Below are 18,063 nucleotides of genomic sequence, written 5' to 3'. Positions count from 1 at the left end.
TAAAAAATGCCGAGTTGGCTCAAACCGCAAAAAGTGTCAATTGCCGCGTCCAACAATTATTCGAATTAGACTCACACTCGCTGAACCAAAGAGCAACTCTCGTTACTTCAAAACTTGGCTCAAGTGACAGCAAACTAACAACGTTAGATCTTAAGATCATCGAGAAAAATGAAACACGTTAAATTGTGTTGAGATTTACGAAAAGAAAGGACGAAAGCATGAGCTTCACACGTTACATGACCATTATATTACTCGTATTAGGAAGTGCCCAAGAAGCGCCTATCAGTGGATTAACACTACACCTTGAGTTACAACATAACTGCTTAGTTTGTTTGTCCTGGTGAAACTAAGCGAAGCGTTTTTACCAGGACAAACGAACCGGCAACGAGCACAGCGAGGCGACAGCTCGAACAACGAAACAACGTGAGTTAGGGAGCAATGTTTTTTTCTGACTCAATCGCTCAAGCGCCCCCTTGCGGGGTTCAATTGCTAGTCAGAAAAAAATGCGAAGTGTTCAACGTAGCATCGAGAAAACAGGTGAGCCCCCGAACCTTTTTATCGACAGGGGGAGCCGAACCAAACGCCCGTTCCTGAACGAAAAGGCGAGCAGTTCCCAAACTGCGTTTTGGTTTGGGGGCTTGCCCCAAAATCCGTTGAGTAGGCGAGACCAAGTCCGTATGACGATGCAAAAACGAGGCTCTTTGAACTTGTTCAAAAAGGACGACATTTTTCACGCTCTATAGGGGCTTGGTCTCGCGTAGCGAGGCGGATTTTGCTCTTAAATTAGAACGTGAATTGCAGGGGCGTCCAGCCCCGAAGATTTACGTTCTAATTCATTGGAAAAGCACGCTTTTTCAATATTCACCCTTTGGGTGAAGTCTCTTTTTTTCTTGAGATTTCATCGGTGTCCGCTATCGGGTACTATGCTCCCCCGATGATAGACACCGATGGCAGAGGCCGATGAACACACAATTTTTGATCCAAGATAAGACCGAACGCTACCAACGAAATGCCGATAACATGCAGTGTGTTGTGCAGTTTTTAATACAAGAAACGTACTCCACGATCAGTAACTTAATGGTGCTTTTGAATTACCAAAAAAGACAACCGCTCGATCGCTTACTGGCAAAACTAAAGGGCTTAGGCTTCATCAAAAAGTACGAGCTTCAAACCCAAAACGGGAAGCTTGCTTTGTGGGGCATAACGGATTTAGGTCTAGCACAAAACCAACAAAAGAGTGATGGACAAGAGAAGAGTTTTGTCCCGTATCGAGTCACGATGAAAAGCGTAGAACACAAAATGAAAATGCAATTCATGCAGCTCCAGTTACTCAAAAACGGATGGCGTGAATGGGAAAATTGTCGGCTTGAAAGTGTTCGTAAAAAGTATCCGGTAGAGCACAAACCGGATGCCATAATCAAAAGTCCATCGGGCGCAAAAATCGCACTTGAGTTGCACCAAACGATGCAAACAACTTCACGCTATCGAACCCTCTTTAAAAACCACATACAGGCAAGAAATGAGCGATATTGGAACGCTGTATTTTTCGTTGTTAACAGCCCAGAGTTAAAAGGGTTACTGGAGAATCGTTTCAATAAAATTGAGTACATAAGATTCAAAGAATCGAAGCATCCATTCGAGCATTACCGCTCAAACCTTTACCGAATATTCACATTAGAAGAGATAACTTCGTTGCAAGAAAACCGATAGGGGATTAAAGGGGAATACTCCCCTTTAGCACGCGATAATACCAACCGAGGAACGAGGTTTGTATACATCGACAGCGTGCCTATGTTTTATTTAAAAAATCCAGTTTGGACACAAAGCGACTCATAGTGACTCATTAGGGCGCAAAAGGGCGTATTTTGACATGACTTTATAGGTCGACGTCGTTCAAAAACCCTAAAAAAGACTCATTAGGACTCGTCGAGGCGCATTTGGACGCATTCAGTTGAAAATAAGGTGATTCAGTGTCACCAAAATGTCACCAAGGTGTCATCACAATGCCATCAACATGCACAGAACTGTCACCATGTTGCACCAAAGTGTCATCACAATGTCATCACTTTGCACAAAAGTGTATCTATTGAAGAAGTATTTAATTTTAGAGAGAAATAACATGAATATAGAAAAAGAAATATTGGAATTTTTAAATAGTAATTTAAAGAAGAATTGTAGTTATCAAATAGGTATGCGCTTTACTCGATATGAGTGTAAAAATAATATTTTTAGTTTTTCATATGAAGGCAGTGATAATAAACAAGTCTTTTCTGACGTAATAAATAAAACCTTTAACCTTTCATTACTTCCAGTGACTTAAATTAAAAAGAATATGAACTAGAGTGTTAAACGTTAGACTATTCGATTGCACCTACCTTTCTTGCCAGACCTCGCGAAGCGAAAAAGAGCGATGAAAGTAAAGCGTTTACGGTGTTTATCGCTGTGCTCAGTAACGTATAGCATCCAGTTCTCACGTTAGCCTGTGCGCACGTGCGTAGCACGTCGAAGCACAAGGGTAGTGAGTCATCATGAGGGCGTCAGCCCTCTAATTAGATTGTATTTAAGCTGATGAACTTGAGCGTACACTTAAGTTTGAGAAGTGAAACACTTAAATTGTGCATAACAAAGAAAACCCCGACTTTCAGTTATTGAAAGTCGGGGTTAATGAAAAAAACGCCTCTCAAGCATTAGCTTTAACTAATTTAAACGTTCAAAAAAGCAGCAGAAACATACTCCGAACGAGGTAATCTCTTCCTAGTTAAAGAAATTTCTAAATATGTGAACTAGATCAAACTGCTAGTAGGGTATATCGTCCCTTTCAGGATCGTTTGGAGGTGGTTTGGAGCGAGAACGTTGCGTTTTTTGCTCGGCAAACTTCAATTTCTGCATGACGGTTTGAGCTAAAGCGACACCAGAAAGCCCCTCACAACCATCAGGAAGCGATTGTTTAGCATCTTCTGTACGTTGCTGAGATTCTTTGCGTTTCTGGCGCTTGTAGGCTTTCTGACGCTCTTTCTGAGCACGGTCAGCCAAGCCAAATAGCCCAAACAAACCAAGGTTTACAGTCTTGATAGCGGGTTTAGCGTAGTAACGCAGCTCGCCACTGGATGTGAGTACCGCTTCGGAAATCGGGTGCAGTGCCAGCAATCCAACACGCTGTAACTCCGCCAGAGCGCGACGAACCCGCGATAACGATAGTCCCGTGTGTTCGCAGATTTTTTTGTAAGAAAGGTCAAACCATTTCTTGCTATTGGGCTGATAGAACCCGACTTTAAACGTAGTTAAGTCTACGTACTTAGCAATACATTTGAGTACCAGCGTGACGGCTTCCGCGCTTTCGCTTCGACGCTGACGTTTAGAGTCTTTCGCTCTCGCAAGCATTGGTATCGCTGGGCGCGAGTGTGCGAACCGCTCGATGCACGTCGAGAGCTTATGCAATATTTTAGGGGCGTTGTCGGCAAGTTCGAACCGCAGTTTTGTGACTGGGTTCTGGCGGTCATGTCCGCACCGGTTGCCGTAGTGAAGTGCTGCTGTGGTCAGAAATCACCGCACTTATGGCGGCTCTGATGTTGATTAAATGGGGTCATGTGTTAGACTCTCCTCAGGTCATACCTAACCCTGATATGTATGAAATCGGCTCGCCAAAGTAGAAGTCATACCATCGGGGTTTTATTTTTTCTGGGGTAAAGGGTAAGGCTAAACACCTGAGATCTCAAATGGATCTTTTGAAGATCAGACCGATACCAACAAGAAAGGCTCACCATTTGGTGAGCCTTTCTTGTTGGTATCAATACTTCGATTTGTTTCTACGCCTAAACAAAACATAAAGCAATAATCTAAATTTTGATGGTGGAAAAGTCATTAATGTTAATATGAAAAATATTAAACCAATATGACGCACATAACCTAATGCCACAGATGTATCATTAGAAAACATAAATAACCATGAGTTCAAAAATTCCTGATTAAATGCAACACTGTAATGTTGAGAGTTAAATAGAACAGAGACAAATAGATACAACCCCAAAAAGAATCCATTTTTCTTTAGTACATATAATTCAGACAATATAAAACTAACAACGACACCAATTATGCCAATTAATATATATAGTCCAGACTCCATATGGATTCCTATTTCTTATAATACGGTTCAATAGCGCTATCAATAGTAGCAACATCCGCTGCCATTTCAGAAAACAATGACAATTTTGTCGCTCTTCTCCACCCTCGCTCTAGATCTTTAGAAAAATAATAATACAATTTAAATTGAGTGACTTTTTCCGCCTCAGCCCATCCAGCTACACTTTTAGGATCAGATTTTAAAAGCCCATAGGCACTAGTAGCAATATCAACGCCTGAATATGCCAAGTTTCCCTCATTGACTCCAAACCCCATTTGTTTGGCTACATGTTGATACTTTTTTCGAACATATCCATCAGCATCCCCATAATCACCTGTATATGTTCCTTTCCAGTTTTGAACTATGTTACCTGTGATGTTATATGAGGCTTCATAAATGTTATTAGTCCCATGAGCCATCATTGTAGCCCCCATAGAGCCACACCATGATGCACCTGCAATTGAGAACACCGAACTCGTAATGCACATACCGAAACCTGCGCTAGTTTGCCCAATGCCTGCAACTAACCCAGCGGTATACTTAGTGATTTCATAAGCTTGTTCAATCAAACTCTGACGTTCTTGTCGAGCAAGTTTCACCACGCGATCTTTGTATAAGATGCCATTATCATAGTCACGTTTCATACAACGAGCTAAGAACAAATATTCATCTCTAAAATTTTCTCGTAAATGTGGATCGCGAATATGCATCATTGCATACATATCACTTTGATTAAGCAGACCGTTTAACGCGAGTTTAACTTCATCATCATCAAAACTTTTACGTGAATCGCTCATTAATATTCTTCTCTAAAGCTATTTGCTTTATTTCTTAGTGATTCAAGAGCATCAATCCAAGAAGAATAACCTGCGGTATTAAGAGAAACATGACGCCATGAAATATCACCGTATGCAATGGTGACCACCTCTTGCATTTCTCGTTCATTAAAGTCAATCGTGTGAGGCATATGAGGCGATACTGATTTAATTATCGCATTAGATAATATTACTTCATAAAAAAACTCATGCCCCCCATTACTACTTAAACGATAGAATTTAAGTGTACATGTTAATGGAGTTCCATCGACACAAGCCTGAGAAAGCAAAGGAGAACATTTATCCATTCTCTTTATTATTGTAATCGGAGTATGAATTGATTGGTTTTCATAACCAATAAAGTGAGAATAAGAAAGGACAGTAATCTCATCTCGGTGATTTTCTTGATAAGCCTGTCCCATAGAGCTTTCAGTGTTACAGCCTTGAGTAATTAAGCCCTGACGAAGTGATTCTATTTTTAAGTACGCAGTTGTTGTCATTGGAAAAATTCTCATTAATTAATAATCAATGGCAAGCAGCTTACGCTCGATTTGTCAGAAGCAGGTCAAAGCATAGGGCGTGTTATGTGCTTTATGTTCAATAGGTTAGTTCGCTGTCGAAAACACGAATCAGAAGCCCTCCAAGCGCTCTCTAAGCCGTTTCACACACAAAACCCCAACCATACACCACAAAATGATGCTGAAAGTTTGTGACGCTTTTGAGGCGTTTTTAATTCATAATTTTCTCCTTTCGTTTTCAGCCAGAAAACACGCCCAAACAGTCAAAAGCACACATTAACGCAGAGGAACTATGCCAGCTTTTCAGATCCGATATATCAACAAAGAAGACACTATCCAGAAGCAAGAAACGGTCTTTATGATAAACCTCACTTCCGCCAAAAAGTCCGCAACAGCACAAAGTAATGAACACACCAACGTGATTGAAATTTACGATTTAATGGATCGACTTATCGCCAAAAGAACACATGGCAAATGGAAAAATACACCATGATTTTTTTGTTTGGCCAGAACAAAAAATTTAGGTTCATACCAGGGAGTTTGTTTGTTCTGGTAAAACTAAGCGAAGCGTTTTTGCCAGGACAAATGAACCGGCAACGAGCTGCGCGAGGCGACAGTTCGAACAACGAAACAAAGTGAGTTAGTGAGCCATGTTTTTTTCTGGCTCAATCGCCCAAGCGCCCCCTTGCGGGGTTCAATTGCTAGTCAGAAAAAAATGCGAAGTGTCCAACGTAGCATCGAGAAAACAGGTGAGCCCCCGAACCTTTTTCTCGACAGGGGGAGCCGAACCAAACGCCCGTTCCCGAACGAAAAGGCGAGCAGTTCCCAAACTGCGTTTTGGTTTGGGGGCTTGCCCCAAAATCCGTTGAGCAGGCGAGACCAAGTCCGTATAACGATGTAAAAACGAGACTCTTTGGACTTGTCCAAAAAGGGCGACATTTTTCACGCTCTATAGGGGCTTGGTCTCGCGTAGCGAGGCGGATTTTGCCCTTAGATTAGAACGTGAAGCGCAGGGGCGTCCAGCCCCGAAGATTTTCGTTCTAATCCATTGAAAAAGCACGCTTTTTCAATATTCGCCCTTTGGCGAAATGTCTTTTTATTGTTTAGATTTCATCGGTGTCTGCGGTCGGGTACTATACTCCCCCGATGATAGACACCGATGGCAGAGGCCGATGAACACACAATTTCTGATCCAAGATAAGGCAGAACGCTACCAACGAAATGCTGACAACATGCAATGTGTCATACAGTTTTTAATACAAGAAACATACTCCACGATCCCCAACCTAATGGTGCTTTTGAATTACCAGAAAAGACAGCCACTCGATCGCTTACTGGCAAAACTAAAAGGCTTAGGCTTCATCAAAAAGTACGAACTAAACAGCCCAAAAGGGAAGCTTGCTTTGTGGGGTATAACGGACTTAGGTCTTGCTCAGAACCAACAAAAAAGTGATGGTCTAGAGAGAAGCTTTGTCTCGTATAGGATCACGTTCAAAAGCGTAGAGCACAAAATAAAACTGCAATTCGTGCAACTTCAGTTGCTCAAAAATGGATGGCGTGATTGGGAGAATGGTAAGAGCGAAAGTGTCCGCAAAAAGTATCCGGTCAAACACAAACCCGATGGGATCATAAAGAGTCAATCAGGCGCAAAAATTGCCATTGAACTGATGCCAAAAATACAGACAACGTCACGCTACCGAAGCATCTTTAAGGGTCACATCCAAGCAAGAAAAGAGCGATACTGGGAAGCGGTATTTTTCATTGTTGAAAATCCAGACATAAGAGCATTGCTGGAACATCACTTCAATAAAATTGAGTACATAAGATTCAACGAATCGAAACATCCATTCAAGCATTATCGTTCAAACCTCTACCGAATATTTACGTTTGAGGAAATGAAAACATTACAAGAAACTCGCTAACCGGTGATTTAAAAAATATTGAAAATATTTCGCACACATTGCTTGCAATGTATAAGTGCGCCCTTAGAGAAAACTAAGGGTTGTACTCGGGACGTTTTGAGTTTCACTTTTAGGGTTTTCGACCATCAGATAAATGGATTTTCAAAGCGACGATTTCTGTAATTGCAGAGCTACGTGCGCCATATTGACCACAGAACCACACCGCCAACACAAAGTTTGAGAAAAGTTCGTTGTGTGGATTTGTGGACAAATGGCGCACGAACAATAATGCCGTCGCAAGCTCCCCAAATCAGCCTTTCGGCTGCGCCGACCCCTACCCATTTCTACTCTTAATTTGAGTGATTTGGGTATCATCTATGGTCGCTTTCCGTGGAGTTTTTTCTCTTACCCTTTCGGGCTGCCCTGCGCTGTGTGTAAAGCTTTCGCCCCCGTTCCAGTCACACAACACTAATCTGTTATACCTTTTCCGCTTGTCCCCTCTAGCAGCTACAAGGGGCGGAATTATCGAACTTTCGCTTAGTTCAGATTAGTGCCTTTACCTCTCACCTTTGGAACTTCCCTTGGTCGGTGAGTGATGCGCGTCGTTCTGTCCAAAACATCTTGATCCAAACAGAGTGCAGGAATACTTGAAGTCGATTCGTGAAATGTCTATCATGAAAGGAACTTCCTAGGGCTCAAATCTAGTTAGTATTCCAACAAAGCCACTCCTGGAAGAGTGGTTTTGTCACATCTGGGGAAAGAGATTAATCCTAAAATCGTTAGATCTCAAATAGATCTTAAAAAGATCCCCCTTCAATTGTTCATTTAATGCCACATTCCTGACGGGATTCTAGCTGGATCTTTAGGTAACTTACGTAGGGTGTACTCATCCCGCAAATACATGCGCTCAAAATTACTTCTACGCGCACCAAATGCAGGCAGTTTTCTTAAAATGTTAACAACCCCTTGAATTTCAGGGGATTCAAAACGATAACCTCGCGCCATCAAATCATCCAAAACAGGCATAAGTTCTTTATACACTCGATTAGCATCGCTTTTATTATCAAGTTGCCCTTTCATTTTCATTAACAATGAAAAAAGAGGAGAAGACCTACCTAACTGAGCTATAACTGCATTCATGTAACACTACCTTAACTATATAAACATTCATCGCAAACTGTAAAAAAAACACTGTGAAATAATCAGCAGGCAAGGTTTGCTCTCGATAAATAAACACAGGGTAAAACGCCTCAATTACAGTCATAAAAATATAAAACACTGCAATCACTGACAGGACTTTTTTCTCTAAAAGAGGAATGCCCTTATAGGCAGCAAATAAAGCAATAACCGCCCCATAACCAAGAAGCGTGGTAATAAATTCAATTGCTTGCTCAACAATATCCCCAACTTTTGCAAATGCATTTACAAAAGCAGCGCCAGTCAAAATAATTAGCAATAAAATTAAAGCTTGTTTTTTCACTAAGACATCCTCCAATAAGTATTTCATTATGCACAAAAAAATTAGGGCGTGTTATTAGTATTATGTTCAATAGCTTAGTTAGCTATCGAAAACGCACGCCAGAAGCTCCTGAAACACTCTACAAGCCGTTTTAAGCACAAAACCCAACCTAGATACACAAAAGCCGCTTTGAAAGTTTGTGACGATTCTGAGGCGATTTACATAGCAATCAAACGCAGCTCTCGATTCATTCAAAATCACTACTGAAATGCTCATTTTTCACATATTCAACCTACAACTAGGCATCTCTCATGCTCCAAAAATAAAAAATGCCGAGTTGGCTCAAACCGCAAAAAGTGTCAATTGCCGCGTCCAACAATTATTCGAATTAGACTCACACTCGCTGAACCAAAGAGCAACTCTCGTTACTTCAAAACTTGGCTCAAGTGACAGCAAACTAACAACGTTAGATCTTAAGATCATCGAGAAAAATGAAACACGTTAAATTGTGTTGAGATTTACGAAAAGAAAGGACGAAAGCATGAGCTTCACACGTTACATGACCATTATATTACTCGTATTAGGAAGTGCCCAAGAAGCGCCTATCAGTGGATTAACACTACACCTTGAGTTACAACATAACTGCTTAGTTTGTTTGTCCTGGTGAAACTAAGCGAAGCGTTTTTACCAGGACAAACGAACCGGCAACGAGCACAGCGAGGCGACAGCTCGAACAACGAAACAACGTGAGTTAGGGAGCAATGTTTTTTTCTGACTCAATCGCTCAAGCGCCCCCTTGCGGGGTTCAATTGCTAGTCAGAAAAAAATGCGAAGTGTTCAACGTAGCATCGAGAAAACAGGTGAGCCCCCGAACCTTTTTATCGACAGGGGGAGCCGAACCAAACGCCCGTTCCTGAACGAAAAGGCGAGCAGTTCCCAAACTGCGTTTTGGTTTGGGGGCTTGCCCCAAAATCCGTTGAGTAGGCGAGACCAAGTCCGTATGACGATGCAAAAACGAGGCTCTTTGAACTTGTTCAAAAAGGACGACATTTTTCACGCTCTATAGGGGCTTGGTCTCGCGTAGCGAGGCGGATTTTGCTCTTAAATTAGAACGTGAATTGCAGGGGCGTCCAGCCCCGAAGATTTACGTTCTAATTCATTGGAAAAGCACGCTTTTTCAATATTCACCCTTTGGGTGAAGTCTCTTTTTTTCTTGAGATTTCATCGGTGTCCGCTATCGGGTACTATGCTCCCCCGATGATAGACACCGATGGCAGAGGCCGATGAACACACAATTTTTGATCCAAGATAAGACCGAACGCTACCAACGAAATGCCGATAACATGCAGTGTGTTGTGCAGTTTTTAATACAAGAAACGTACTCCACGATCAGTAACTTAATGGTGCTTTTGAATTACCAAAAAAGACAACCGCTCGATCGCTTACTGGCAAAACTAAAGGGCTTAGGCTTCATCAAAAAGTACGAGCTTCAAACCCAAAACGGGAAGCTTGCTTTGTGGGGCATAACGGATTTAGGTCTAGCACAAAACCAACAAAAGAGTGATGGACAAGAGAAGAGTTTTGTCCCGTATCGAGTCACGATGAAAAGCGTAGAACACAAAATGAAAATGCAATTCATGCAGCTCCAGTTACTCAAAAACGGATGGCGTGAATGGGAAAATTGTCGGCTTGAAAGTGTTCGTAAAAAGTATCCGGTAGAGCACAAACCGGATGCCATAATCAAAAGTCCATCGGGCGCAAAAATCGCACTTGAGTTGCACCAAACGATGCAAACAACTTCACGCTATCGAACCCTCTTTAAAAACCACATACAGGCAAGAAATGAGCGATATTGGAACGCTGTATTTTTCGTTGTTAACAGCCCAGAGTTAAAAGGGTTACTGGAGAATCGTTTCAATAAAATTGAGTACATAAGATTCAAAGAATCGAAGCATCCATTCGAGCATTACCGCTCAAACCTTTACCGAATATTCACATTAGAAGAGATAACTTCGTTGCAAGAAAACCGATAGGGGATTAAAGGGGAATACTCCCCTTTAGCACGCGATAATACCAACCGAGGAACGAGGTTTGTATACATCGACAGCGTGCCTATGTTTTATTTAAAAAATCCAGTTTGGACACAAAGCGACTCATAGTGACTCATTAGGGCGCAAAAGGGCGTATTTTGACATGACTTTATAGGTCGACGTCGTTCAAAAACCCTAAAAAAGACTCATTAGGACTCGTCGAGGCGCATTTGGACGCATTCAGTTGAAAATAAGGTGATTCAGTGTCACCAAAATGTCACCAAGGTGTCATCACAATGCCATCAACATGCACAGAACTGTCACCATGTTGCACCAAAGTGTCATCACAATGTCATCACTTTGCACAAAAGTGTATCTATTGAAGAAGTATTTAATTTTAGAGAGAAATAACATGAATATAGAAAAAGAAATATTGGAATTTTTAAATAATAATCTAAAGAAGCATTGTAGTTATCAAATAGGTATGCGCTTTACTCGATATGAGTGTAAAAATAATATTTTTAGTTTTTCATATGAAGGCAGTGATAATAAACAAGTCTTTTCTGACGTAATAAATAAAACTTTTAACCTTTCATTACTTCCAGTGACTTAAATTAAAAAAATATGAACTAGAGTGTTAAACGTTAGACTATTCGATTGCACCTACCTTTCTTGCCAGACCTCGCGAAGCGAATAAGGGCGGTGAAAGTAAAGCGTTTACAGTGTCTATCGCTGTGCTCGGTAACGTATAGCGTCTAGTTCTCACGTTAGCCTGTGCGCACGTGCGTAGCACGTCGAAGCACATGGGTAGTGAGTCATTCATTAGGGCGTCAGCCCTCTAATTTGATTGTATTTAAGCTGATGAACTTGAGCGTACACTTAAGTTTGAGAAGTGAAACACTTAAATTGTGCATAACAAAGAAAACCCCGACTTTCAGTTATTGAAAGTCGGGGTTAATGAAAAAAACGCCTCTCAAGCATTAGCTTTAACTAATTTAAGCGTTCAAAAAAGCAGCAGAAACATACTCCAAACGAGGTAATTTCTTCCTAGCTAAAGAAATTTCTAAATATGTGAAGTAAATCAAATTTTAGTAAGGGATATCGTCCCCGTTTAGGGCATTTGGAGGTGGTTTTTTCGATCGTTGAGCTTTCACTTCGGCATATTTTGCAGCTTGAAGTACCGCTTTTGCCATCGCGACACCGGAAAGTCCCTCCGAGCCACTGAGAAGCGTTTTAACGGTGTTTTCAGCCTCTTCTGTGCGAGAGCTGTTCTTCTTTGCGTTTCTGGCGCTTGTAGGCTTTCTGACGCTCTTTCTGAGCACGGTCAGCCAAACCAAACAGCCCAAACAAACCAAGGTTTACGGTCTTGATCGCGGGTTTAGCGTAGTAACGCAGCTCGCCACTGGAGGTAAGCACCGCCTCGGAAATCAGGGTGCAGGGCCAGCAGTCCAACACGCTGTAACTCCGCCAGTGCGCGACGAACACGCGACAAAGACAGCCCCGTGTGTTCACAAATTTTTTTGTAAGAAAGGTCGAACCATTTCTTGCTGTTGTACTGGTAGAACCCGACTTTAAACGTAGTCAGATCGATGTACTTGGCGATGCACTTGAGTACCAGCGTGACAGCTTCCGCGCTCTCGCTTCGACGCTGACGTTTTGAGTCTTTGGCTCTCGCAAGCATTGGTATTGCTTGGCGCGAGTGAACGAACCGCTCGATACTCGTCGAGAGCTTGTGCAAAATTTTAGGAGCGTTGTCGGCAAGTTCGAACCGCAGTTTTGTGACTGGATTCAGGCGGTCATGTCCGCACCGGTTGCCGTAGTGAAGTGTTGCTGTGGTCAGGAATCACCGCACTTATGGCGGCTCTGATGTTGATTAAATGGGGTCATGTGTTAGACTCTCCTCAGGTCACGTACCTAACCCTGATGTGTATGAAGACAGCCTGCCAGTTGAAGTCATACGATCGGGGTTTTGTTTTTTCTGGGGTAAAGGTTAAGGCTAAACAGCTGAGATCTCAAATGGATCTTTTGAAGATCAGACCGATACCAACAAGAAAGGCTCACCAAATGGTGAGCCTTTCTTGTTCTTATCAATACTTCGATTTGTATCTACGTTTAAATAAAACATAATACAACAACCTTAGTTTTGATGGTGGTGGAGTTAATATTGTCAAAATAAAAAACAAGAAACCAAACATTCTAATTGAATCCGTAGGAGCATTTATATCAAAAGAAATCATAAACAACCAATTATTTGACATTTCATTTTCAAAACAAACCCCATAATGCTGAGCGCCAAACTCCATTAAAAAAATAATATATAATATAGTGTAAACTTTATTTTTTATAGGATTGTTACGATACGTCCTACAAATACCTTCAGATGAAAGATGACATAAAACAACTCCAATTAGGCTCACTGTAACATACAGTACCCCATCCATCATTTATCATCACCATATAAATCTATAGAGCCTTTTATTGTGTAATAATCTGCTCCTATTTCAGCTGCAAGAGCACCCTTAGACATAGTTCGCCAACCTCTTTCTAAATCTTTGGAAAAATAATAATACAATTTAAATTGAGTAACTTTTTCCGCCTCAGCCCATCCACCTACACTTTTAGGATCAGATTTTAAAAGCCCATAGGCACTAGTAGCAATATCAACGCCTGAATATGCCAAGTTTCCCTCATTGGCTCCAAACCCCTTTTCTTTAGCTATACGTTGATATGTTTTTCGAACATATCCATCAGCATCCCCATAATCACCTGTATATGCTCCTTTCCAGTTTTGAACAATGTTACCTGTGATGTTATATGAGGCTTCATAAATGTTATTAGTCCCATGTGCCATCATTGTAGCCCCCATAGAGCCACACCATGATGCACCTGCAATTGAGAACACCGAACTCGTAATGCACATACCGAAACCTGCGCTAGTTTGCCCAATGCCTGCAACTAACCCAGCGGTATACTTAGTGATCTCATAAGCTTGTTCAATCAAACTCTGACGTTCTTGTCGAGCAAGTTTTACCACGCGATCTTTGTATAAAATACCATTATCATAATCACGTTTCATACAACGAGCTAAGAACAAATATTCATCTCTAAAATTTTCTCGTAAATGTGGATCGCGAATATGCATCATTGCATACATATCACTTTGATTAAGCAGACCGTTTAACGCGAGTTTAACTTCATCATCATCAAAACTTTTACGTGAATCGCTCATTAATATTCTTCTCTAAAGCTATTTGTTTTATTTTTTAGTGATTCAAGAGCATCAATCCAAGAAGAATAACCTGCGGTATTAAGAGAAACATGACGCCATGAAATATCACCGTATGCAATAGTGACCACCTCTTGCATTTCTCGTTCATTAAAGTCAATCGTGTGAGGCATATGAGGCGATACTGATTTAATTATCGCATTAGATAATATTACTTCATAAAAAAACTCATGCCCCCCATTACTACTTAAACGATAGAATTTAAGTGTACATGTTAATGGAGTTCCATCGACACAAGCCTGAGAAAGCAAAGGAGAACATTTATCCATTCTCTTTATTATTGTAATCGGAGTATGAATTGATTGGTTTTCATAACCAATAAAGTGAGAATAAGAAAGGACAGTAATCTCATCTCGGTGATTTTCTTGATAAGCCTGTCCCATAGAGCTTTCAGTATTACAACCTTGAGTAATTAATCCCTGACGAAGTGATTCTATTTTTAAGTACGCTGTTGTTGTCATTGATAAATTTTCCCATTAATTAATAACCATAATTTTAACAAGGGAACAGCGTACGCCTGAATTGTCAGAAATAGGTCAAAGCATAGGGCGCGTTATGTGCTTTATGTTCAATAGGTTAGTTCGCTGTCGAAAACACGAATCAGAAGCCCGACAAACGCTCTCTAAGCCGTTTCACACACAAAACCCCAACCATACACCACAAAATGATGCTGAAAGTTTGTGACGCTTTTGAGGCGTTTTTAATTCATAATTTTCTCCTTTCGTTTTCAGTAAGAAAACATCACCAAACAGTCAAAAGTACACATTAGCGCAGAGGAATTATGCCTGCCTTTCAGATCCGATATATCAACAAAGAAGACATCATCCAGAAACAAGAAACTGTCTTTATGATAAACCTCACTTCCGCCAAAAAGTCTGCAACAGCACAAAGTAATGAGCACACCAACGTGATTGAAATTTACGACTTAATGGATCGACTTATCGCCAAAAGAACACATGGAAAATGGAAAAACACACAGTGATTTTTTGTTTGGTCAGACGCATGGCCAAGCAAAAAATTTAAGCGCGAACCAGGGAAGTTTGTTTGTCCTGGTGAAACTAAGCGAAGCGTTTTCACCAAGACAAACGAACCGGCAACGAGCGCAGCGAGGCGACAGCTCGAACAACGAAACAAAGTGAGTTAGTGAGCAATGTTTTTTTCTGGCTCAATCGCCCAAGCGCCCCCTTGTGGGGTTCAATTGCTAGTCAGAAAAAAATGCGAAGTGTTCAACGTAGCATCGAGAAAACAGGTGAGCCCCCGAACCTTTTTAACGACAGGGGGAGCCGAACCAAACGCCCGTTCCCGAACGAAAAGGCGAGCAGTTCCCAAACTGCGATTTGGTTTGGGGGCTTGCCCCAAAATCCGTTGAGTAGGCGAGACCAAGTCCGTATGACGATGCAAAAACGAGGCTCTTTGAACTTGTTCAAAAAGGACGACATTTTTCACGCTCTATAGGGGCTTGGTCTCGCGGAGCGAGGCGGATTTTGCTTTAAATTAGGCGGTGAATTGTAGGGGCGTCCAGCCCCGAAGATTTACAGCCTAATCCATTGAAAAAGCGTGCTTTTTCAATATTCGCCCTTTGGCGAAACTTCTTGTTATTGTTTGGATTTCATCGGTGTCTGTGGTCGGGTACCATACTCCCCCGATGATAGACACCGATGGCAGAGGCCGATGAACACACAATATCTGATCCAAGATAAGACCGAACGTTACCAACGAAATGCAGACAACATGCAATGCGTCATACAATTTTTAATACAAGAAACGTACTCCACAATCACCAACTTAATGGTGCTTTTGAATTATCAGAAAAGGCAACCTCTCGATCGTTTACTGGCAAAACTAAAAGGCTTAGGCCTCATCAAAAAGTACGAACTAAAAACGCCAAGAGGAAAGCTTGCATTGTGGGGAGTGACCGACTTAGGCCTTGCGCAAAACCAACAGAAAAGTAATGGCAGAGAGAAGAGTTTTCTACCGTACCGTGTCACGCCCAAAAACGCAGAACATAAAATGAAAGTACAGTTTGTGCAGCTCCAGCTACAAAAAAATGGATGGCGTGATTGGGAAAATGGTAAGCATGAAGACGTACGCAAAAAATATCAGGTAGCACACAAACCGGATGGCTTAGTGAGAAGTCCTTCCGGAGCAAAGATTGCACTCGAACTGATGCAAACAATTCAAACGCCATCACGCTACCGGACCATTTTTAAAGATCACATACAGGCAAAAAAAGAGGGGTACTGGCATGCGGTCTTTTTCATCGTTGAGAGTAAAGAAATGAAAAATCTGTTAGAGAACCACTTCAACAAAATTGAATACATAAGGTTCAAAGAATCAAAGCACCCATTCGAGTATTATCGTTCAAACCTTTATAGAATCTTCACATTAGAAGAGGTGAAAACCTTACAAGAAACGAGAAACCAAAGTGGTGAATAAGGTTGTCACAAGACTCCCCAGATCAGCCCTTTCGGCTGCGCCGACCCCTACCCATTTCAACTCTAAACTTGAGTGATTTGGGTATCATCTATGGTCGCTTTCCGTGGAGTTTTGTCTCTTACCCTTTCGGGCTGCCCTGCGCTGTGAGTTAGGCTTTACGCCCCCATTCCGGTCTCACAACACTAATCATTTATTCCTTTCCCGCTTATCCCCTCTAGCAGCTACAAGGGGCGGATTTATCGAGCGTTTGCTTAGTTCTGATTAGTGCCTTTACCATGCCACCTTTGGAATATCCCTTGATCGGTGGCTGATGCGCGTCGCTCTGTCCAAAACATCTTGAGTCCAAACAGAGTGCAGGAGTACTTGAAGTGCTTACGTGATATGGCTATCATGAAAGGACTTACCCAAGTCGTCAAACTAGTAAGTATTCCGAGAAAACCAGCTTCCAAGGGCTGGTTTTGTCACATCTGGGGAAAGAGATTAATCCTAAAATCGTTAGATCTCAAATAGATCTTAAAAAGATCCCCCTTCAATTGTTCATTTAATGCCACATTCCTGACGGGATTCTAGCTGGATCTTTAGGTAACTTACGTAGGGTGTACTCATCCCGCAAATACATGCGCTCAAAATTACTTCTACGCGCACCAAATGCAGGCAGTTTTCTTAAAATGTTAACAACCCCTTGAATTTCAGGGGATTCAAAACGATAACCTCGCGCCATCAAATCATCCAAAACAGGCATAAGTTCTTTATACACTCGATTAGCATCGCTTTTATTATCAAGTTGCCCTTTCATTTTCATTAACAATGAAAAAAGAGGAGAAGACCTACCTAACTGAGCTATAACTGCATTCATGTAACACTACCTTAACTATATAAACATTCATCGCAAACTGTAAAAAAAACACTGTGAAATAATCAGCAGGCAAGGTTTGCTCTCGATAAATAAACACAGGGTAAAACGCCTCAATTACAGTCATAAAAATATAAAACACTGCAATCACTGACAGGACTTTTTTCTCTAAAAGAGGAATGCCCTTATAGGCAGCAAATAAAGCAATAACCGCCCCATAACCAAGAAGCGTGGTAATAAATTCAATTGCTTGCTCAACAATATCCCCAACTTTTGCAAATGCATTTACAAAAGCAGCGCCAGTCAAAATAATTAGCAATAAAATTAAAGCTTGTTTTTTCACTAAGACATCCTCCAATAAGTATTTCATTATGCACAAAAAAATTAGGGCGTGTTATTAGTATTATGTTCAATAGCTTAGTTAGCTATCGAAAACGCACGCCAGAAGCTCCTGAAACACTCTACAAGCCGTTTTAAGCACAAAACCCAACCTAGATACACAAAAGCCGCTTTGAAAGTTTGTGACGATTCTGAGGCGATTTACATAGCAATCAAACGCAGCTCTCGATTCATTCAAAATCACTACTGAAATGCTCATTTTTCACATATTCAACCTACAACTAGGCATCTCTCATGCTCCAAAAA

General features: G+C 41.4%; 18 protein-coding genes. 8 read left to right on the top strand and 10 right to left on the bottom strand.

Annotated features, from left to right (window positions below):
- Positions 1–960 precede the first annotated feature (960 nt).
- A complete protein-coding gene (gene mobC / locus ACLIIY_RS29905) occupies positions 961–1,710 on the top strand; it encodes a MobC family replication-relaxation protein (RefSeq protein WP_025787045.1) in 750 nt (249 codons plus the stop codon).
- A 409-nt stretch (positions 1,711–2,119) separates the two neighbouring features.
- A complete protein-coding gene (locus tag ACLIIY_RS29900) occupies positions 2,120–2,320 on the top strand; it encodes a hypothetical protein (protein WP_060466686.1) in 201 nt (66 codons plus the stop codon).
- A 476-nt stretch (positions 2,321–2,796) separates the two neighbouring features.
- Here the strand turns inward: ACLIIY_RS29900 and ACLIIY_RS29895 are convergent, their stop codons facing one another.
- From ACLIIY_RS29895 to tssD (ACLIIY_RS29885), 3 genes are all read right to left on the bottom strand, one after another.
- Positions 2,797–3,381, bottom strand: a complete 585-nt coding sequence (locus ACLIIY_RS29895; RefSeq protein WP_025787049.1) for a helix-turn-helix domain-containing protein — start codon at positions 3,379–3,381, stop codon at positions 2,797–2,799.
- Positions 3,382–4,131: 750 nt separating this feature from the next.
- Complete coding sequence (locus tag ACLIIY_RS29890; protein WP_044139022.1) at positions 4,132–4,917, bottom strand: DUF4225 domain-containing protein; 786 nt, start codon at positions 4,915–4,917, stop codon at positions 4,132–4,134.
- Entirely contained in the window at positions 4,917–5,435 is a 519-nt protein-coding gene (tssD, locus tag ACLIIY_RS29885; protein WP_025787052.1) for a type VI secretion system tube protein TssD, read from the bottom strand. The genes ACLIIY_RS29890 and tssD (ACLIIY_RS29885) overlap by 1 nt, the downstream gene beginning before the upstream one ends.
- A 310-nt stretch (positions 5,436–5,745) precedes the next feature.
- On the opposite strand from tssD (ACLIIY_RS29885), the gene ACLIIY_RS29880 reads away from it, so the two are divergent.
- Together ACLIIY_RS29880 and mobC (ACLIIY_RS29875) are read left to right on the top strand one after the other, a co-directional pair.
- Positions 5,746–5,946 carry a hypothetical protein gene (locus ACLIIY_RS29880; RefSeq protein WP_025787838.1) on the top strand — a complete coding sequence of 67 codons (201 nt, stop codon included), beginning with the start codon at positions 5,746–5,748 and terminating at the stop codon, positions 5,944–5,946.
- Between the two features lie 679 nt (positions 5,947–6,625).
- Entirely contained in the window at positions 6,626–7,375 is a 750-nt protein-coding gene (mobC, locus tag ACLIIY_RS29875) for a MobC family replication-relaxation protein (protein WP_102591341.1), read from the top strand.
- An 804-nt stretch (positions 7,376–8,179) separates the two neighbouring features.
- Here the strand turns inward: mobC (ACLIIY_RS29875) and ACLIIY_RS29870 are convergent.
- Together ACLIIY_RS29870 and ACLIIY_RS29865 are read right to left on the bottom strand one after the other, a co-directional pair.
- Positions 8,180–8,494, bottom strand: a complete 315-nt coding sequence (locus tag ACLIIY_RS29870) for a hypothetical protein (RefSeq protein ID WP_102591340.1) — start codon at positions 8,492–8,494, stop codon at positions 8,180–8,182.
- Positions 8,466–8,834: a hypothetical protein gene (locus ACLIIY_RS29865; protein WP_146008866.1), complete on the bottom strand. Its 369-nt coding sequence runs from the start codon at positions 8,832–8,834 to the stop codon at positions 8,466–8,468. The genes ACLIIY_RS29870 and ACLIIY_RS29865 overlap by 29 nt, the downstream gene beginning before the upstream one ends.
- 1,262 nt (positions 8,835–10,096) lie before the next feature.
- Between ACLIIY_RS29865 and mobC (ACLIIY_RS29860) the strand changes: the two genes are divergently transcribed.
- Together mobC (ACLIIY_RS29860) and ACLIIY_RS29855 are read left to right on the top strand one after the other, a co-directional pair.
- On the top strand, positions 10,097–10,846 hold the full coding sequence (gene mobC / locus ACLIIY_RS29860) for a MobC family replication-relaxation protein (RefSeq protein WP_025787045.1): 750 nt from the start codon (positions 10,097–10,099) through the stop codon (positions 10,844–10,846).
- Positions 10,847–11,255: 409 nt separating this feature from the next.
- Positions 11,256–11,456: a hypothetical protein gene (locus ACLIIY_RS29855; RefSeq protein WP_023622820.1), complete on the top strand. Its 201-nt coding sequence runs from the start codon at positions 11,256–11,258 to the stop codon at positions 11,454–11,456.
- Between the two features lie 632 nt (positions 11,457–12,088).
- On the opposite strand, the gene ACLIIY_RS29850 is transcribed toward ACLIIY_RS29855, so the two are convergent.
- Entirely contained in the window at positions 12,089–12,298 is a 210-nt protein-coding gene (locus tag ACLIIY_RS29850) for a hypothetical protein (protein WP_434529595.1), read from the bottom strand.
- 49 nt (positions 12,299–12,347) lie between these two features.
- On the opposite strand from ACLIIY_RS29850, the gene ACLIIY_RS29845 reads away from it, so the two are divergent.
- Positions 12,348–12,503: a hypothetical protein gene (locus tag ACLIIY_RS29845; protein WP_434529594.1), complete on the top strand. Its 156-nt coding sequence runs from the start codon at positions 12,348–12,350 to the stop codon at positions 12,501–12,503.
- A gap of 780 nt (positions 12,504–13,283) precedes the next feature.
- On the opposite strand, the gene ACLIIY_RS29840 is transcribed toward ACLIIY_RS29845, so the two are convergent.
- Positions 13,284–14,072 (bottom strand): DUF4225 domain-containing protein, encoded by a 789-nt coding sequence (locus ACLIIY_RS29840; protein ID WP_434529593.1) that lies wholly within the window; start codon positions 14,070–14,072, stop codon positions 13,284–13,286.
- Positions 14,072–14,590 carry a type VI secretion system tube protein TssD gene (tssD, locus tag ACLIIY_RS29835; RefSeq protein WP_102591329.1) on the bottom strand — a complete coding sequence of 173 codons (519 nt, stop codon included), beginning with the start codon at positions 14,588–14,590 and terminating at the stop codon, positions 14,072–14,074. Before tssD (ACLIIY_RS29835) ends, ACLIIY_RS29840 begins: the two co-directional genes overlap by 1 nt.
- Before the next feature lie 1,210 nt (positions 14,591–15,800).
- Here tssD (ACLIIY_RS29835) and mobC (ACLIIY_RS29830) point away from each other — a divergent pair.
- Complete coding sequence (gene mobC / locus ACLIIY_RS29830) at positions 15,801–16,565, top strand: MobC family replication-relaxation protein (RefSeq protein WP_258476793.1); 765 nt, start codon at positions 15,801–15,803, stop codon at positions 16,563–16,565.
- Between the two features lie 541 nt (positions 16,566–17,106).
- Here the strand turns inward: mobC (ACLIIY_RS29830) and ACLIIY_RS29825 are convergent.
- Together ACLIIY_RS29825 and ACLIIY_RS29820 are read right to left on the bottom strand one after the other, a co-directional pair.
- Entirely contained in the window at positions 17,107–17,421 is a 315-nt protein-coding gene (locus ACLIIY_RS29825) for a hypothetical protein (protein ID WP_102591340.1), read from the bottom strand.
- Positions 17,393–17,761, bottom strand: a complete 369-nt coding sequence (locus tag ACLIIY_RS29820) for a hypothetical protein (protein WP_146008866.1) — start codon at positions 17,759–17,761, stop codon at positions 17,393–17,395. The genes ACLIIY_RS29825 and ACLIIY_RS29820 overlap by 29 nt, the downstream gene beginning before the upstream one ends.
- Positions 17,762–18,063 lie beyond the last annotated feature (302 nt).

The sequence above is a fragment of the Vibrio sp. K4 genome (assembly GCF_051122595.1).
GTDB lineage: Bacteria > Pseudomonadota > Gammaproteobacteria > Enterobacterales > Vibrionaceae > Vibrio > Vibrio owensii.
Note: the sequence above shows the minus strand (reverse complement) of the source record. Positions and strands in the feature narration are given on the sequence as shown.

Bases quoted from the DNA above. Each gene is read 5' to 3' on its own strand.
- mobC (WP_025787045.1), top strand. From the start codon at position 961: ATGAACACACAATTTTTGATCCAAGATAAGACCGAACGCTACCAACGA.
- ACLIIY_RS29900 (WP_060466686.1), top strand. From the start codon at position 2,120: ATGAATATAGAAAAAGAAATATTGGAATTTTTAAATAGTAATTTAAAG.
- ACLIIY_RS29895 (WP_025787049.1), bottom strand. From the start codon at position 3,381: ATGCTTGCGAGAGCGAAAGACTCTAAACGTCAGCGTCGAAGCGAAAGC.
- ACLIIY_RS29890 (WP_044139022.1), bottom strand. From the start codon at position 4,917: ATGAGCGATTCACGTAAAAGTTTTGATGATGATGAAGTTAAACTCGCG.
- tssD (WP_025787052.1), bottom strand. From the start codon at position 5,435: ATGACAACAACTGCGTACTTAAAAATAGAATCACTTCGTCAGGGCTTA.
- ACLIIY_RS29880 (WP_025787838.1), top strand. From the start codon at position 5,746: ATGCCAGCTTTTCAGATCCGATATATCAACAAAGAAGACACTATCCAG.
- mobC (WP_102591341.1), top strand. From the start codon at position 6,626: ATGAACACACAATTTCTGATCCAAGATAAGGCAGAACGCTACCAACGA.
- ACLIIY_RS29870 (WP_102591340.1), bottom strand. From the start codon at position 8,494: ATGAATGCAGTTATAGCTCAGTTAGGTAGGTCTTCTCCTCTTTTTTCA.
- mobC (WP_025787045.1), top strand. From the start codon at position 10,097: ATGAACACACAATTTTTGATCCAAGATAAGACCGAACGCTACCAACGA.
- ACLIIY_RS29855 (WP_023622820.1), top strand. From the start codon at position 11,256: ATGAATATAGAAAAAGAAATATTGGAATTTTTAAATAATAATCTAAAG.
- ACLIIY_RS29840 (WP_434529593.1), bottom strand. From the start codon at position 14,072: ATGAGCGATTCACGTAAAAGTTTTGATGATGATGAAGTTAAACTCGCG.
- tssD (WP_102591329.1), bottom strand. From the start codon at position 14,590: ATGACAACAACAGCGTACTTAAAAATAGAATCACTTCGTCAGGGATTA.
- mobC (WP_258476793.1), top strand. From the start codon at position 15,801: ATGAACACACAATATCTGATCCAAGATAAGACCGAACGTTACCAACGA.
- ACLIIY_RS29825 (WP_102591340.1), bottom strand. From the start codon at position 17,421: ATGAATGCAGTTATAGCTCAGTTAGGTAGGTCTTCTCCTCTTTTTTCA.